The organism is Alteromonas sp. DYW1, from assembly GCF_059752595.1.
This window is the reverse complement of the sequence record NZ_CM186038.1, coordinates 1,970,405-1,986,623: the sequence shown is the minus strand read 5'-3', so window position 1 is coordinate 1,986,623 and position 16,219 is coordinate 1,970,405. Positions and strand designations below refer to the sequence as shown.

Genomic DNA, 16,219 nt, shown 5'->3' with positions numbered 1-16,219 from the left:
AAGGTAGTATACTGTTTGCCTAAACCAATTCACCATGAAAATTTGTGGTTTAACCACCGAGTACAGAGGACACCATGACTGTAATTCGTCAGCAAGATTTGATTGATAGTATTGAAGACGCCCTACAATTCATCTCTTATTACCACCCGTTGGATTATATTAAGGCTGTTGAACAAGCCTATTTAAAAGAAGAAAGCCAAGCAGCTAAAGACGCAATGGCGCAAATACTCATCAATTCTAGGATGTCAGCTGAAGGCAAACGGCCTATATGTCAGGACACTGGTATTGTCACTTGTTTCGTTAAAGTGGGCATGGGTGTATCGTGGGATAAGACGGACATGACGATCCAAGAAATGGTCGATGAAGGAACACGTCGTGCCTATCTTAATCCTGATAATCCATTGCGAGCTTCTATCGTTTCTGACCCAGCAGGTGCACGTATAAACACGAAGGATAATACTCCTGCCGTGGTGCATATTGACATGGTACCTGGCGAAAAGGTCGAAATCATGATTGCGGCGAAAGGCGGCGGTTCTGAAAATAAGTCTAAAATGGTTATGTTAAATCCTAGTGATGATATTGCTGAGTGGGTAGTTAAAACATTACCTACTATGGGGGCCGGTTGGTGTCCGCCAGGGATGTTAGGGATAGGTATCGGCGGAACGGCTGAAAAAGCCGCTGTGTTGGCGAAAGAAAGCCTAATGGATCCGGTCGATATTCAAGAACTGATGGAACGGGGTGCACAAACGACTGAAGAAAAGCTGCGTTTGGATATCTTTGAAAAAGTGAATAAATTAGGGATTGGGGCGCAAGGCCTTGGTGGCATGACGACCGTAGTCGATATCAAGATTAAATCGGTTCCTACTCATGCGGCTTCTAAACCGGTAGCGATGATCCCGAATTGTGCCGCGACTCGTCACGCACATTTTGTATTAGATGGTAGTGGCCCTGCCGAATTACGTGCGCCAAAGCTTGAAGAATGGCCTGAGGTAACTTGGGAAGTCGGGGAAAACACGCGCCGTGTTAACCTGGATACTGTTACCAAGGACGATATTAAAGAATGGAAGGTGGGTGAAACCGTTCTGTTATCGGGTAAAATGTTAACCGGCCGCGATGCGGCACATAAGCGTATTCAAACTATGTTAGATAGTGGTGAAGGCTTACCTGAAGGCGTTGACTTAACCAATAAATTTATCTATTACGTAGGCCCTGTTGACGCAGTGGGTGATGAGGTAGTAGGTCCTGCAGGCCCTACTACAGCAACCCGTATGGACAAGTTTACCGATATGATGCTGGAAAAAACGGGCATTCTGGGCATGATTGGTAAAGCAGAGCGCGGTCAGGCAACGGTGGAGAGTATCGCAAAACACCAATCGGTATATCTGATGGCGGTTGGTGGGGCTGCATATCTGGTTTCTAAGGCGATTAAAAAATCCCGAGTTGTAGCTTTTGAAGATCTTGGGATGGAAGCTATTTACGAGTTTGAAGTAGAAGATATGCCAGTAACTGTTGCCGTAGATAGTGAAGGTAACAACGCACATCAAACCGGACCAGCAATTTGGAAGGCTAAAATCGCTGATCTGGATAGTAAGTTAAAAGCTTAATCATTAGCTAAGGCAAGCGAGAGCTTGCCTTTTTTACAAGGAGACCCCGTGCTCGAAATGACGTTTTTGCAAGTCGGACTTGTGTTAGGTGCAGTCGGACTTTTGCTTATTGGATTTATCGTTTTCACATTTCAATCACGCACCAAGCATGCCCAACAGCAGTGGCAATATGAGCGCTTACAAGAGCAATTAACGCAACGAGACGAGCAACTCGAAGAGCTTGATAGCATACGCCAAAAGGCAAGTGCGTTTGAGCATCAGGTTATTCAACTCACACAACGTTGTACTGGCTACGAAAAACTCGAAGTTGAACACGAAAAGTTGTCCGCAATTTTACAACAAACGCGGGAGCAACATGCACAACAGCAGGCGCAATATGAAGCCAAGATCGCAACCTTGCTGGCAAATGAACAAGCTGCAGCAGATAAGCTATCGCTATTGCAGCAAGCCGAAGTGCGCATGCAAACACAGTTTGAGAACTTAGCGAATCGAATTTTTGAACAGAAAAGTGAAAGTTTCGCAAAAGCAAATAAGACCGGTCTTGATGGACTTCTAGCACCGCTTAAAGAGCAAATCGAGGGCTTCAAAAAGCAAGTCTCCGATGCCTATATAAAAGAAGGGCAAGAACGTGCTTCGTTAAAGACTGAGATCCTCAGTCTAAAAGAATTGAATCAACGCATCACGGCTGAAGCGAATGCCTTAACCAGCGCACTCAAAGGCGACAATAAACAACAGGGTAACTGGGGCGAAGTCGTTCTTGAGAAAATTCTGGAGCAAAGTGGCCTTCGTGAAGGTTACGAGTTTGATACCCAAACCTCGCTATCGACAGAGGATGGGCGAGCCCGGCAACCTGACGTTATTGTTCATCTTCCAAATGAAAAGGACATTATTATTGATTCTAAGGTGTCACTGGTCGCCTATGAGGCTTACCACAATGCAGATGATGAACAGCGCCGTAAAGATTTTCTAAAACAACACGTCAATTCGCTACGAACTCATATCAAAGGTTTAGGGAAAAAGGATTATCAAAACTTAAAAGGGGTTAAGACTCTTGATTACGTGTTGATGTTTATTCCCATTGAGCCTGCGTTTTTATTAGCGGTAGATAGTGATCCTGAGATTGTAAGTTACGCGCTCTCCAACAATATCATGCTCGTGAGTCCAACCAATTTGTTAGTCGCATTACGCACTATCAATAATATTTGGCAATACGAATATCAAAATCAAAACGCACAAGCCATTGCCGAGCGTGCAGCGAAGTTGTACGACAAGTTCAGTGGATTTATCAGTGATATGGAAAAGCTGGGTAAATCGTTGGAGACGACAAGCAAAACCTATGATGCTGCATTTAACAAGTTAAGTACGGGTAAAGGTAATTTATTACGTCAAGTCGAACAGTTTAAGAGCATGGGGGTACAACCAACGAAACAGTTACCGAAGCATTTACTGTCCGATGGGGAAGACGAATAATGCAATTCAAACCATCTGCTGGCGTTCGCTAAACGTTATTATGTTTCAGCTTCTCATTGGGGTGTGTCGCTTACCCTTCCTGACTTTGATTGCAGGCCTAATGCTTTTGTTGGCTGGAATGCTTACTGTCGTCACTGTTGACCCCATTGACTGGCAGCGTTTTATCATGGTTTTCGCTACCGCGCTGTTAGCGCACATCGCAGTAAATGCACACAATGAATATTGTGATCATATCTCGGGACTTGATGCAACTACGCAAAAAACGCCTTTCAGTGGCGGTAGTGGAACGCTACAGCGTATTGCGTTATCGCCGCGTATTGCACTTTATTTTGCTCTTGCTTGCGGCCTGCTATGCGCTGGTATCGGGATCTGCTTAATGGCTACCTCTGCGTATTTCTTCATGCTAGGTGGTCTGGGTATATTAGGTCTGATACTGGTTTTCGCTTACACACCGCTAATCAATCGTTTGCCTTGGCTTTGTCTCATTGCACCGGGTTTAGGATTTGGCATTGTAATTGTGTACGGCGGCTTCCTCGCTGTTGCTCAGCAACACTCATTAGCAGTGCTAATGAGTGCTCTTGCAGTAGCTGGATTGAGTAATAATTTATTGCTTCTCAATCAGTTTCCTGATCGCGGCGCTGATGCTGCAGTCGGTCGCAATCACTGGGTGACTGACAATACACTATCAGTTTGTGTGAATACTTATGTCATGCAATTTTTGTTAAGCCTTGCCTTTCTGACTGTTAGTATTTGGCTGTTGCCAGTGCCAAAAGTTGCTTACCTTGGTCTACTCCCAATGCTGTGTGGCGGTTTTGTTGCTGGCAGCTTATATAAACTGCCTGATTTTACTGTTACTGCAAAGCTACTGGGTTTGAACGTTGCAAGCACTGTTTTAACGCCGTTAATGGTCGGAGGCGTTTTATGTGTGGTCGCCTAAACGTTACGGATGATGCAGCTGTTCAAGATCTGTGCGAGCAACTAGGTCTGCCATTTGCGCCAAACCCGACACCTGAACGGTTTGTCAGGGCTGCTCAAAATGTATGGATTTTACTGCAGGACTCACACGAGCCGAGATGGTGCCGCGCGACCTGGTGGTTGCTGCTTGATAAAGTGCGTAATGAAAATGGCCGCTTGAGTTTTAAACCGAGTCGTTATACATCGTTTAATACCCGTTCGGATAAACTTAATATCAAAGGAAGTGCGGGCTACCACTCGTTTCGGCAGCAACGTTGTTTAGTCATGGTGTCCGGTTTCGGTGAAAGTCAAAAAACGGCTGATGGTATGCAGTATACGGACTTTATGGGAGAAGCAGGGCAGTGCATCGTGCTCGGCGGACTTTACCGTAAGTGGCCTCAAGAGCAGGTTAGCTTCTCCATCATTACAACTCACGCTCACCCTAAAATTGCGCCGTATCATTCTAAGGCGAGCCCATTGATGTTACCGCAGTCTGCTGACACGTTGAACCGCTGGTTAGATCCGACGTTTACCAATATTGATTACTTTTCAACGTTCTTAGAGCGACCAGCACTACCGCAAAATTTGCTTGCACAGTCGATTGATAAACCCAGTTCGTATAATGCAATCGAGGAACCGGTTTTTGTTCCTAAAGACCCATAACAACGAAAGAGTCTGAATTCTTTATCTTGCTCTAATCTATCAGTATGTCGAATGTTCTAGCAGTTTGAAGTGTTATCAGTCGGCTTCTTTGAAGCTGCAAAAGTAGATAGTAGCGTACAGGATTTCAACATAAAAAACGCCGACTTAAGTCGGCGTTCAATTTTCTTTTGAGCTAAGTAGCTAATTAAGTGCGGTTACGGCCGTACTTATCGTGGCTCGATACCCAATGTCCTGCAATAACCGCACAGGCAAGTGAGATATCACCAGCAAGCACTGTCGCCGCAACGATTTCAGCTAACTTGTTAGCTTTCCCTTTACCGTAACATCCGAGCAATTCGAGACATTCTTTTTGTGTCGGTAATCCAGTACCGCCACCGTAAGTTGCACAAATCAATGAAGGAAGAGTAACCGCCATGTAGAAGTCACCATTGTCCAATAACTCATGCGACAGTAAACCCGCGTGTGATTCAACCACGTTAGCCTCATCCTGCCCGGTTGCAATAAATAGCGACGCAATACCATTAGCACTGTGTGGGCCGTTGTATGCCGCGCCAGCCATCATTGCGCCGGTGTTGGCTAATACAGATGCCTTGGCAAGGGTTTTCGTATCGACCTTCATGATACGTTCAAGCACTTCTTTCTTTAACGTAATTTCGGCGATGACGCGTTTACCGCGGCTATGCAGCACGTTTAAGTGTGAATGTTTCTTATCAGTATCCATATTGCCGGAAAGCAAGTATAAACATTTACCCGGATAATTCGCTTTGATCCACTCACAAGCCGCTAATGTCGCCTTACCGACCATGTTTTGGCCTGCAGCGTCACCAGTGGTGTAGTTAAAGCGTAGATAACGCACACGCGCCACTGACCATTGATGTATGTGTTTGAGTTTACCAATGCTGGTTGTGCTTTCGGCAGCAGCACAGATACCATCCATATTGTCACAGACCCATTGGCCAAATTCACGCGCTTCGCGTGCATCAGCAAAAATGAAGGCAGGGGCACGTTGCATAAACTGTTCAACAACAGTGGTTTTAACACCACCACACTCGTTGATCACACGCATGCCACGGCTATAACTAGCAACCAAAGTTCCTTCAGTGGTTGCTAATGGTACATAAAACAGCCCGTTTGCATGCTCACCGTTAATTTGTACTGGGCCCGCAACACCGACCGGCATCTGCACGATACCAATAAAGTTTTCAATGTTACCTGGTAGCGTATCCGTGCTGATCGAGTACTGACCAGTATGGGTGAGTTCAGCACCGGTTTTTTCCTTTAGAAACGCGCGCCGCTTTTCTGCCCACTCGTCACTATAGTCATTGTCCGCGCTGCGGGGAATACGAAAATCTTCGCTCATCTAATGCTCCTACCTACATCGTGTTAATTAAATGTTAAATTTGCATTTTTCTTGGAAAAACACAAGCAATAATCGTCCATAAAACGGTTAGATGATGACAAAATTACCGCTACAAGAACGGATCTGCTTCGATCTTGTCAACTTTCCAATCACCGCGAACTTTAATTAATTCAACGGTTCGTAACTCGTCAATTTTATCGTCGTTATAAAATCCAGTAAAAAACAAGGTGACTTCAGCACTATCTGAAAACTCGGTCCGACCCACACTGTCGCTACCCTCAGGGCTTACTTCAACTTGATCGTAGACTAGGCCAATGACATGGCGCTGTACGTTGCGGTTAGTACGGTAATTATTTAAAAGGCGAGACATCCGCTCAGAGCTAAGTGCCAATGCTGCGTCGATTGACGAGTCGCGATAAATACTGTGCATAAACATCACTGCTGCGTATTCGGGGGTGTTGTCGGCCATCATACCGTATTTACCGACACCTTCGCCTTGCTTGACTTCGCTGCAAGCAAATAGGGTTAAAAGCATTAGGGCTGATACTAAGGCTTTATGAAGCTTCATTGGGTTATCTCTTTTCTTGTTATCCCTTATTGTAGACACAAAAAAAGGAAGGTGTCAGCCTTCCTTTAAAATTCATTGACTTTTCTGCACTTAGCTGTGCTATTGCACTTCTTCAGCGTCGGTAAACTGACCTGCAAAAAGTGGGCTACTGAGATAACGTTCAGTACCACTCGCCAACAGCACTACTACTATTTTATCCTGGTTTTCGGGGCGCTCAGCAAAACGTTTTGCTGCAACGACAGCTGCGCCAGAAGAAATACCCGCTAGAATACCTTCTTCTTTCATCAAGCGATGAACCATCTCCATACATTCTTCGTTAGTTACTTGTTCTACTTCGTCAACTAAGTCCAAATCCAGATTGCCTGGAATAAAACCGGCGCCAATACCTTGGATTTTGTGTGGTCCGGGGGTTAGTTCTTGCCCTGCTTTAGCTTGGGTGATCACTGGTGAATCTGCGGGCTCAACCGCGACAGACGTGATCGCTTTGCCTTGGGTGTTTTTAATGTAGCGACTTACACCAGTGATGGTACCGCCAGTTCCTACGCCGGCAACGAAAGCATCGATTTTGCCGTCGGTATCATTCCAAATTTCTGGTCCGGTGGTTTTTTCATGAATTTCAGGGTTGGCAGGGTTATCAAATTGCTGCAATAAAATATATTTACTTGGATCTGAGTCAACGATCTCCTGAGCTGCGGCAACAGCGCCTTTCATACCCTTAGGAGCTTCGGTTAAGACAAGGTTTGCGCCCAATGCTTTTAGTAATTTACGTCGCTCCAGTGACATGCTTGATGGCATAGTTAAGGTAAGCTTGTAACCGCGCGAGGCTGCTACAAAGGCTAGGGCAATCCCAGTGTTACCGCTGGTTGGCTCAACAATTTCTTTGTCTTTGGTTAGTACACCACGTTTTTCTGCATCCCAGATCATATTTGCACCAATCCGACATTTGACACTAAAACTGGGATTGCGTGATTCGATTTTCGCGTAAACATTGCCGCTAGTGACGCGGTTCAATTTAACCAGTGGAGTGTTACCTATCGCTAGCGAGTTATCTTCAAAGACTTTCATAATTTTCCTATTCTCTTGAACCAGTAATAAAGCCCATTATGCAGCGTTGGCTATTCGTTTTGTTTATCCATCGTTGCAGCGTGGCGCGCTCAAATGATCCGTTAACGCTAATTTTAGTCACAATGTGAACAAGGCGTTAACTCTTTGCGTAACATAATAACCACAGGATTGGTATGATGGCTAAAAAAGCAAGGTGCTTTTTTGCTATAACTTATAGAATTTTTAATCGCGCAAACAAACGATGAGGTTTTACATGGGGTTTACCGGCACCGACGAATATATCGCAAGCAAAGAATTACAATTGGCTGTGAATGCCGCAATGACATTGGAAAAGCCGTTATTAGTCAAAGGCGAACCCGGTACTGGTAAAACCATGTTGGCAGAGCAATTGGCAAATAGTTTAGATACCCAACTGATCCAATGGCACATTAAGTCTACCACTAAGGCACAACAGGGGCTTTATGAATACGATGCGGTGTCACGCTTGCGAGACTCACAGTTAGGTGATGAGCGTGTACACGATATTGGCAACTATATCGTCAAAGGTAAGCTATGGCAGGCTTTTACCGCTGAACAACGCTCAATTTTGTTGATCGATGAAATCGATAAGGCTGATATTGAGTTTCCTAACGACCTGTTGCTGGAGCTGGATAAAATGGAATTTTTTGTCTATGAAACGCAACAGACCATCCGCGCGACCCAACGACCGATCGTTATTATAACCTCCAATAATGAGAAGGAATTACCGGATGCCTTTTTGCGCCGTTGTTTCTTTCATTACATTCAATTTCCGGATGCCGACGAAATGCGCAGAATCATTGATGTGCATTACCCCAATATTAAGCAACGTTTGATTGATGAAGCCTTACGCGCCTTTTTTGATCTACGCGAAATACCGGGATTGAAAAAGAAACCCTCAACCTCAGAGCTATTGGACTGGTTAAAGCTGTTGGTGGCGGAAGATATCCCGCCTGAAGCGCTACAACAAAAAGACGGTAAGTCGTCGATCCCACCGTTGTATGGCGCGTTGCTCAAAAACGAACAAGATATCCATTTATTCGAGAAATTAGTGTTTATGGCGCGTCGCTAGTGTTAGTTGATTTTTTCTTTACGCTTAAAAAATATCGCTTACCGGTTAGTTTGCGGGAGCTTCTTGATCTCATCAATGCGCTTGAGCAACACGTTGTATATGCTGATATGGAGGGTTTTTATTTTCTTTCTCGCATGATCATGGTGAAAGATGAGAGTCAGTTCGATAAGTTTGATCGTGCCTTCGCTGATTATTTCAAAGGTGTTGAAAGTATCGATTTGTTTAATACCGAGATCCCGGATGATTGGTTGAATAACGCATTAAACCGATACTTTAGTGAAGAAGAAAAGAAAAAGATCGAGGCGATGGGGGGGCTTGATAAATTAATGGAAACGCTCAAGCAGCGTCTCGAAGAACAACAGAAGCGGCATCAAGGCGGAAACAAATGGATTGGAACTGGCGGCACGTCGCCTTTTGGTGCGAATGGATTCAACCCAGAAGGTATCCGTATGGGCCAAGACGGTAACCGCAATTTCTCAGCGGTTAAAGTCTGGGATAAACGCGAATTTAGGAATTTATCCAATGACACTGAGTTGGGTACGCGTAACCTAAAAGTAGCGCTGCGCAAGCTGCGTAAGTTTGCGCGCACAGGGGCTGGAGAAGAGCTTGATGTCAATGAGACTATTGGGGCAACGGCTAAAAACGGTGGATTATTGGATATCCATATGGCACCTGAGCGGCATAATGCGATTAAAGTGTTAATGTTTTTCGATATCGGCGGCTCCATGGATGCTTATATTCAGCAATGTGAAGAGTTGTTTTCGGCCGTACATACCGAATTTAAGCATCTAGAGTATTTCTATTTTCATAACTGCATTTATGAAGATGTATGGAAAGATAATGCGCGTCGCGATAAAGAGCGCTTATCGGTTTACGAAATTCTGCATAAGTACGGGCGCGACTATAAAGTGATTTTTGTCGGTGATGCCACCATGGGGCCCTATGAAATAACTTATCCTGGAGGCAGTGTAGAGCATTGGAATGAAGAGCCGGGGGCTGCATGGGTCAGTCGGATCACACAGCACTTTAGTCATTGCGTGTGGCTAAACCCGCAATCACAAGCGCATTGGAATTTTTATGCTTCTGTGCAGATCATGAATGATTTGTTGGATCAGCGCATGTACCCACTGACACTTGAAGGGTTAGGTGATGCTATTAAGCGATTGACTCAGTCACACTAGTTAATTTCAGAACGGATAAATCTATGCCATCGTTAGGTCGTCTAAGTGGCGACTTGTATCTGGTGTTTTTGTAATTATATCTGTTAGTACACTATCACTCCTGAGTGACTGAATGAAAAATGCAATTATTATCGCAACAGGTTTAACCGCATTGTTGTGGGTTATACATTCTGCGGTTGTTCTATTTGGCTTAAACCAAGGTGTTCTTGGTTTGGTACCGCTACAGGTTTATTCACTGCATGGCATACTGACGGCGCCATTGGTGCATGGTAGTTATGAACACCTGTTTAACAACACCTTGCCACTTATTTGTCTGATAACCATGCTTATTTATGGTTATCCTAAAACGCGTTGTCGGGTGCTGTTAATGATTTGGCTGGTATCTGGCTTGGGGGTGTGGTTATTCGCCCGCTCGGCAACCCATTTAGGTGCGAGTGGTATCACTCATGGTTTGTTTTTCTTTTTATTCACGGTGAGTATATTTCGGCGTGATAAACGTTCTGTGGTGTTGATGATGATTGCCTTTTTTATGTACGGTGGCATGGTCATGACAATCTTTCCACGTGAACCCGGTATTTCCTATGAGTATCATTTCTTCGGCGCAGTGGCAGGTATATTGAGCGCTATACTTTGGCATCGTCGCGATCCTAAATTTGTTGAGAAAACGTATTCCTGGGAATTGAACGACAGTCTTGATGCGGATATCGCACGCATCGGTGATGCATGGAAAACCGACGCTCAGAGGGCTAGGGAAGAGGGTGAAGCAAACGCTCAAAGCCAGCGTGGTACCTGAGTTTAGTGCATGATGGCAATCAACCCGACACCTTAACAAAGCAAATCTTAGCTAACAAAAAACGATAAAAGAGTCAAAAATAAGCACAAGCGCCTGTTAATGACTGTTAAGCTGGCTGCTATGCCAGTTTTCTGTTGCGCAAAAAATAAGCTATGAGCGTAACGCGCATATTCGGTGCTTAGAGTCATTTTACCGAATTCATTGACCTTAATAGTTAGCTCGCGCAAAATGCTCAGACTTTTTTGCGCAGTGGTGGTGTTTTGCAGCCTAAACGACTCAATAAATATATCAGTGATTCAGGTTTCTGTTCACGTCGTGAAGCCGATGCGTTAATCGCAGCAGGGAGAGTGACAATTAATGGCAGGGTTCCAGAGTTAGGCACAAAAGTCTGTGATGGCGATAATGTCTGTGTCGATGGCAAGTCAATAGCAGCGGTCAAGCAAGATAAGAGCGATCGTGTGTATATTGCTTATCACAAGCCAGTGGGGGTGATATGTACCACCGAGCGCAAAGTCAAAGGGAATATTATCGATGCCATCGGTTATAGAAAAGCGCGCATCTTCCCGATTGGTCGTTTGGACAAACCCTCGGAGGGTTTGATCCTATTAACCAGTGACGGCGATATCGTGAATAAAATCCTGCGCGCTGAAAATGCTCACGATAAGGTTTACCGAGTCACTGTCAATAAGCCGGTGACGCCTCGCTTTATTGAAAGAATGGCGCGTGGCGTACCTATCTTAAACACTGTTACGAAACCTTGCCAAGTTAAAGCGCTGAGTCAAAATGGATTTGAAATTGTCCTTACCCAAGGCTTAAATCGTCAGATCCGACGTATGTGCGAATACCTCGGGTATGAGGTCAAGCGGCTGGTCCGTAAGCGTATCATGCATATCAGCATAAAAGGTTTGGCTCCTGGTCAATGGCGTTATCTCACAGAAGGTGAATTATCATTACTGAATGATGCAGTAAAGACGTCCACTAAAGTTGCTGTTGGATCCGCTGCTGAATAACAGAAACTCGATAACCGAGCATCACAGCTGCGCAACTTAAGCCAATAATAAACCCAATCCAAAATCCTCTGGCCTGCAGCGGTTCTACGATCCAGTCTGTTAAAGCGAGTATTAATCCCATTGGTAGACCAATTAACCAATATGCAGTAAATGTGATAAGGAACATCGCTGTAGTGTCTTTATAGCCACGCAGGGCGTTGGCCGATATGGCTTGGATTGCATCAGAAAACTGAAACAGAGCGGCGAGTAAGAGCAATGGTGCAGCGTAGTTGATGACGCTTAGCTCTTGCGTATATAAGGTTGGAATGAAGTAGCGTAGCGCAACAGTTAGTGTAGCGGTAAACATAGCGATGGTTAACCCTAGCAACAGCGCAGATTTTAATGCGAGTTTTGCTTTCTGGGGTTGCTTGTGGCCGATCAAGTAGGCTATTCGAATCGATACTGCCATACCAATACTGAGTGGGAACATAAACATCAACGAAGAAAAATTAAGCGCAATTTGATGTGCGGCCACAGTGATTGCCCCAAACGGAGCCAGTAATAGCGCTACTACTGAGAATAATGTTACTTCAAACAATATTGTCATTGCGATAGGCAAACCGATTTTGATGCTTGCCAGCATCTTCTTACGATCGGGTTGGTACAGGTGTTTGAAAAGGTGCACATAACGCAGTGTCTTACTGTAATTTGCGTATATGAGCGTCGCGACCATCATCATCAGAAATACCAGTGCAGTAGCTAAACCGCATCCAGCACCGCCCATCGCAGGTAGGCCTAAACCACCATAGATAAAGACATAATTGGCGGGAATATTTACCATGAGTCCAATTAACGTGATAAGCATGGTTGGCCGGGTTTGATTTAGACCCTCACAAAAATTTCTTGCTCCCTGATAAAGTGCAAATGCGGGAGCCGACCAGAATACAAAGGTGACATACTCAATAGTGATAACACGCAGTTCGTCCGCCATTGGTACTAGTGCCAATAAAGGCTCAATGAATATGAGTAAAACGTAAACCAACAAACTGATGCTTAATACACTCCACATGGCCTGCTGAGTTGCATAGGCAATTTTTTCGGTCTCGCCGGCTCCATTTAAGCGCGAAATAATAGGGGGTATAGCTAAAGCAATGCCTTGAATAAACATCAGGACGGGCGTGGTTATACTAAAGCCAATAGCGACTGCTGCCATGTCATTTGCAGAGTATCGACCAGCCATCATGGTATCAGCAACGCCCATTAACATTTGCGTAAGCTGGGCAATTAATAACGGCCAGGCTAAATGAATAACTTGCCTGAGTTCTGATGATAAGGAGCGAGTGTGCGGCACAAATAAACGTACATAAGACCAAAGTATCGGCGCAGTCTAGCGGATAGTGCGGATTAAAGCGATATACAGGTCAGATGATCATGCAAAATTGTTCGCCGTCATTGATGCAGGCTCTCAAGCCAGTCTAGCTTACATAAATTCTTGATGGTTGCTGATCCAGACCGTCTGATAAGGCGCTAGGTTTAACATTACATCGGTTAGATTAATGGTATCGCCAGTGATCAGGTCAATCCAATTGTCAGTGCCGATCAGATTAATATCTGACAAAGCAATGCGTTGTGGCTGGTCTGATATATTCGAAATACAAAAAATACTTTGATGACGCTTAAGGCTCTGTCGCCAATAGCCAAAAATTTGATCGCCCAACTGTAAGGTAAACTGTGTCGCATTCGGGTGAAACGCAGGTTGTGCTTTACGGATCCGAATTAATTGGGATAACCGTGTCAGGACTTTGTGGTGCTGCGTTTTCGGATCATCAAGCAATGCTTCCAGTTCATTGAATTGCCAACGGCGTCGATTGATCGAGCGATTTTGCCCAGTATGTTCGACTTTTTCATAATCGTTTGATGTGGCAATGAGGCTGTGTATGTAGATGCCAGGAATACCTTCTAATCCAAGCATTATGGCGTGAGCACAAATAAATCGGTCAATTTGAAAGCGGTCAGGGCCTTTAACCGTGCCTTGCAGTGCGTCAAATAAAGTAATGTTTATTTCATAGGGTTTCTGTTGTCCCATATCGGATGTACGCCAACTGACACGGCCACCAAAGTTTTGCATAGTTTGAACGAGTGACGCGATTTCCAGATCGGTGAGTAATCCTTCCGCTGGCCGTAAGCCGATCCCATCATGTGAGGCAATAAAATTGAAATAGGTTGTACCATTTTGGGCGGGAGGCATGGTCATTAACCAACCCTTCAAATACCGGCAGTCACCCGTTACCAATGTATTGACGAGAAGTGGTGGTAAGGAAAAGTTATAAATAGCGTGCGCTTCATTCGCGTTGCCAAAATACGTTAGATTTTCACGGTTAGGTATATTGGTCTCGGTGATAATAATCGCATTTGGATCCCGATTTTCTATTAGCGTCCTTAACAGCCGGATAACTTCATGAGTTTGCGCCAAGTTGATGCAGCTAGTGCCAATCTGTTTCCACAAAAATGCCACTGCATCAAGCCGGAACAACGTTGCACCTTGCTGCAAATAATCTCTAATAATCGCCACAAAAGTATTGAGTACAGCTGGGTTACGAAAATCAAAATCCACTTGGTCATGTGAAAACGTACACCAAACATGTTCAAGTCCGCGCGGCGTTTCGGTTTCACGTAGCAATGGCGACGTCCGCGGTCGCACAACTTTGGACAGATCATCGTCGAGTTGAGCAGTATAGAAAAAGTCGTGTCCGACACCTTCGCCTTTAATGAAATTTTCAAACCACATACTGCGGGCAGAGCAGTGGTTAATGACTAAATCAAACATCAAGCCATAGTCTTTCGCTAAGTCGTTAATATCATGCCAGTCCCCCAGTGCTTGATTAACTGTGGAATAGTCTATGACTGAAAATCCGTCATCCGAACTGTATGGATAAAACGGCAATATATGCACTTTATTGATGCTATTGACACAGTAACGTTGCAGAAATTTATGCAACGTTTTCAATGGCTGAGCACCTTCTTCAACAATACTGTCACCATAGGTGATCATCATAATATCTTGCTCGGTCCATAGATTACGATGAGCGTCAGGTAGGCAGGGAGGTTCGGTAGTAGTTATTCCCATCGTCGCTATGAGTTGGTCAGCTAAGCCCGTGTAGTCGGTAACCGCGTCAACTTGGTCGTAGATGCACGCGAGATGATGCACAACTTTGTCTTTTAAAACCGCGATTACGTCTGTCATGACTAGGCTCCAAATTCTTTTGCGTCGAGTTCAACGGCTTCTTTCAAGCGTGGGAATATATCTGGCATAGCACTGTTCACCCGGTTCCAACTTGGTATAAATGGCGTTTCCATTGGGTTTTCTAAAAAGCTTTGGCCCGCTTTCATGATATTTTGGGCAAACATTTCAACCGCTTTTTCTTCGTTATGGATATCCAGTTTGAGACCATTCATTACCGCATCATTGTGGTAGGTTTCAATAAAATCTAACGCAATTCTAAAATACGTAGCTTTTATTGAACGGAACATTTCAGTACTGAATGTGTGTCCTTGCGTTGCTAGCTTTCTGAACAGAGCTTTGGTGATGTCGATGGACATTTTTGAAAGCCCACCAGCATCATTATTCAGGCTCAAATCTTGGTGTTTGTGATCATAGACTCTGGCGATATCAGCCTGACATAGTCGATTGTGATTATAGTTGCGATGCATTTCAGACAATACGCCAATTTCTAGACCCCAGTCGCTCGGAATTCGAATATCGTTCAGCACATCACGGCGAAACGAAAATTCACCGGCTAATGGGTAACGAAAACTATCCATAAATTGCAGATATTCATTGTAGCCACAGGTTCTTTGTAGCGCTCGGATCAGTGGGGTTACCAATAATCGAGATACGCGGCCGTTGATTTTACCGTTAGCGACGCGGGCGTAATAACCTTTACAAAATTCATAGTTAAATTGTGGGTTGGCAACAGGATAAATTAGCCGCGCGAGTAGGGCACGATCATAAGTTAATATATCGCAATCGTGCAGAGCGACACTTTCGGATTTCCCTGAAGCTAAGATATAGCCCATGCAGTACCAGACATTACGGCCCTTACCCATTTCCTTTGGGGCCAACGACAAGGCCTGCAGTTCTTCATCTAAGGCCTTTAAGCGCGGACCGTCATTCCATAGTATGCGGTGATGCTGCGGTAGTTTGCCAAAGAACTTCAGCGCATGCTCAAATTGTGATTGGCTTGCGCGATCCAGCCCAATGACGATTTCATTAAGATAGGGAACATCACATAAGTGATCGACAATAGTCGGCAGTGCCTCTCCTTCGAGCTCTGAAAATAGTGATGGCAATATCAGCGCCATTGGACGCTGCTTACCAAATTCAATTAGCTCTGCTTCAAGAGCTTCTACAGGGCGCTCTGACAAGTTATGTAATGTAGTTACGATACCATTTTGATAAAAGTCTGCCATGGGTACTCCAAA

At 44.7% G+C, this 16,219-nt stretch carries 14 protein-coding genes; 8 read left to right on the top strand and 6 right to left on the bottom strand.

The window, feature by feature from the left end; all coding sequences use genetic code 11:
• Window positions 1–74 precede the first annotated feature (74 nt).
• From AC121Z_RS08790 to AC121Z_RS08775, 4 genes are read left to right on the top strand one after another with little or no spacing between them, the layout of a single operon-like run.
• Window positions 75–1,604, top strand: a complete 1,530-nt coding sequence (locus AC121Z_RS08790; protein WP_498123658.1) for a fumarate hydratase — start codon at window positions 75–77, stop codon at window positions 1,602–1,604.
• Between the two features lie 57 nt (window positions 1,605–1,661).
• A complete protein-coding gene (locus AC121Z_RS08785) occupies window positions 1,662–3,074 on the top strand; it encodes a DNA recombination protein RmuC (protein WP_498123657.1) in 1,413 nt (470 codons plus the stop codon).
• A complete protein-coding gene (locus tag AC121Z_RS08780; RefSeq protein WP_498123656.1) occupies window positions 3,058–4,011 on the top strand; it encodes a prenyltransferase in 954 nt (317 codons plus the stop codon). Before AC121Z_RS08785 ends, AC121Z_RS08780 begins: the two co-directional genes overlap by 17 nt.
• The gene (locus AC121Z_RS08775; RefSeq protein WP_498123655.1) at window positions 3,996–4,691 is read left to right on the top strand and encodes an SOS response-associated peptidase family protein; all 696 of its coding nucleotides are present in this window, start codon (window positions 3,996–3,998) and stop codon (window positions 4,689–4,691) included. Before AC121Z_RS08780 ends, AC121Z_RS08775 begins: the two co-directional genes overlap by 16 nt.
• Window positions 4,692–4,875: 184 nt before the next feature.
• On the opposite strand, the gene AC121Z_RS08770 is transcribed toward AC121Z_RS08775, so the two are convergent.
• The 3 genes from AC121Z_RS08770 to cysK form a co-directional block, all read right to left on the bottom strand.
• Window positions 4,876–6,051 carry a hydroxymethylglutaryl-CoA reductase gene (locus tag AC121Z_RS08770; RefSeq protein WP_498123654.1) on the bottom strand — a complete coding sequence of 392 codons (1,176 nt, stop codon included), beginning with the start codon at window positions 6,049–6,051 and terminating at the stop codon, window positions 4,876–4,878.
• 109 nt (window positions 6,052–6,160) lie between these two features.
• Complete coding sequence (locus AC121Z_RS08765; RefSeq protein ID WP_498123653.1) at window positions 6,161–6,619, bottom strand: hypothetical protein; 459 nt, start codon at window positions 6,617–6,619, stop codon at window positions 6,161–6,163.
• A 99-nt stretch (window positions 6,620–6,718) separates the two neighbouring features.
• On the bottom strand, window positions 6,719–7,684 hold the full coding sequence (gene cysK, locus AC121Z_RS08760; protein WP_498123652.1) for a cysteine synthase A: 966 nt from the start codon (window positions 7,682–7,684) through the stop codon (window positions 6,719–6,721).
• Window positions 7,685–7,937: 253 nt separating this feature from the next.
• Here cysK and AC121Z_RS08755 point away from each other — a divergent pair, with 253 nt between their 5' ends.
• From AC121Z_RS08755 to AC121Z_RS08740, 4 genes are all read left to right on the top strand, one after another.
• On the top strand, window positions 7,938–8,774 hold the full coding sequence (locus AC121Z_RS08755; protein WP_498123651.1) for an AAA family ATPase: 837 nt from the start codon (window positions 7,938–7,940) through the stop codon (window positions 8,772–8,774).
• Window positions 8,774–9,955, top strand: a complete 1,182-nt coding sequence (locus AC121Z_RS08750; protein ID WP_498123650.1) for a vWA domain-containing protein — start codon at window positions 8,774–8,776, stop codon at window positions 9,953–9,955. The genes AC121Z_RS08755 and AC121Z_RS08750 overlap by 1 nt, the downstream gene beginning before the upstream one ends.
• Window positions 9,956–10,067: 112 nt before the next feature.
• A complete protein-coding gene (locus AC121Z_RS08745) occupies window positions 10,068–10,748 on the top strand; it encodes a rhomboid family intramembrane serine protease (RefSeq protein WP_498123649.1) in 681 nt (226 codons plus the stop codon).
• Window positions 10,749–11,008: 260 nt separating this feature from the next.
• The gene (locus AC121Z_RS08740; RefSeq protein ID WP_498123648.1) at window positions 11,009–11,758 is read left to right on the top strand and encodes a pseudouridine synthase; all 750 of its coding nucleotides are present in this window, start codon (window positions 11,009–11,011) and stop codon (window positions 11,756–11,758) included.
• On the opposite strand, the gene AC121Z_RS08735 is transcribed toward AC121Z_RS08740, so the two are convergent.
• The 3 genes from AC121Z_RS08735 to AC121Z_RS08725 form a co-directional block, all read right to left on the bottom strand.
• Window positions 11,727–13,088, bottom strand: a complete 1,362-nt coding sequence (locus AC121Z_RS08735; protein WP_498123647.1) for an MATE family efflux transporter — start codon at window positions 13,086–13,088, stop codon at window positions 11,727–11,729. The genes AC121Z_RS08740 and AC121Z_RS08735 overlap by 32 nt on opposite strands.
• A gap of 129 nt (window positions 13,089–13,217) precedes the next feature.
• Complete coding sequence (locus AC121Z_RS08730) at window positions 13,218–14,981, bottom strand: sugar phosphorylase (RefSeq protein ID WP_498123646.1); 1,764 nt, start codon at window positions 14,979–14,981, stop codon at window positions 13,218–13,220.
• Window positions 14,982–14,983: 2 nt separating this feature from the next.
• The gene (locus AC121Z_RS08725) at window positions 14,984–16,207 is read right to left on the bottom strand and encodes a glycosyltransferase family protein (protein ID WP_498123645.1); all 1,224 of its coding nucleotides are present in this window, start codon (window positions 16,205–16,207) and stop codon (window positions 14,984–14,986) included.
• Window positions 16,208–16,219: the final 12 nt, after the last annotated feature.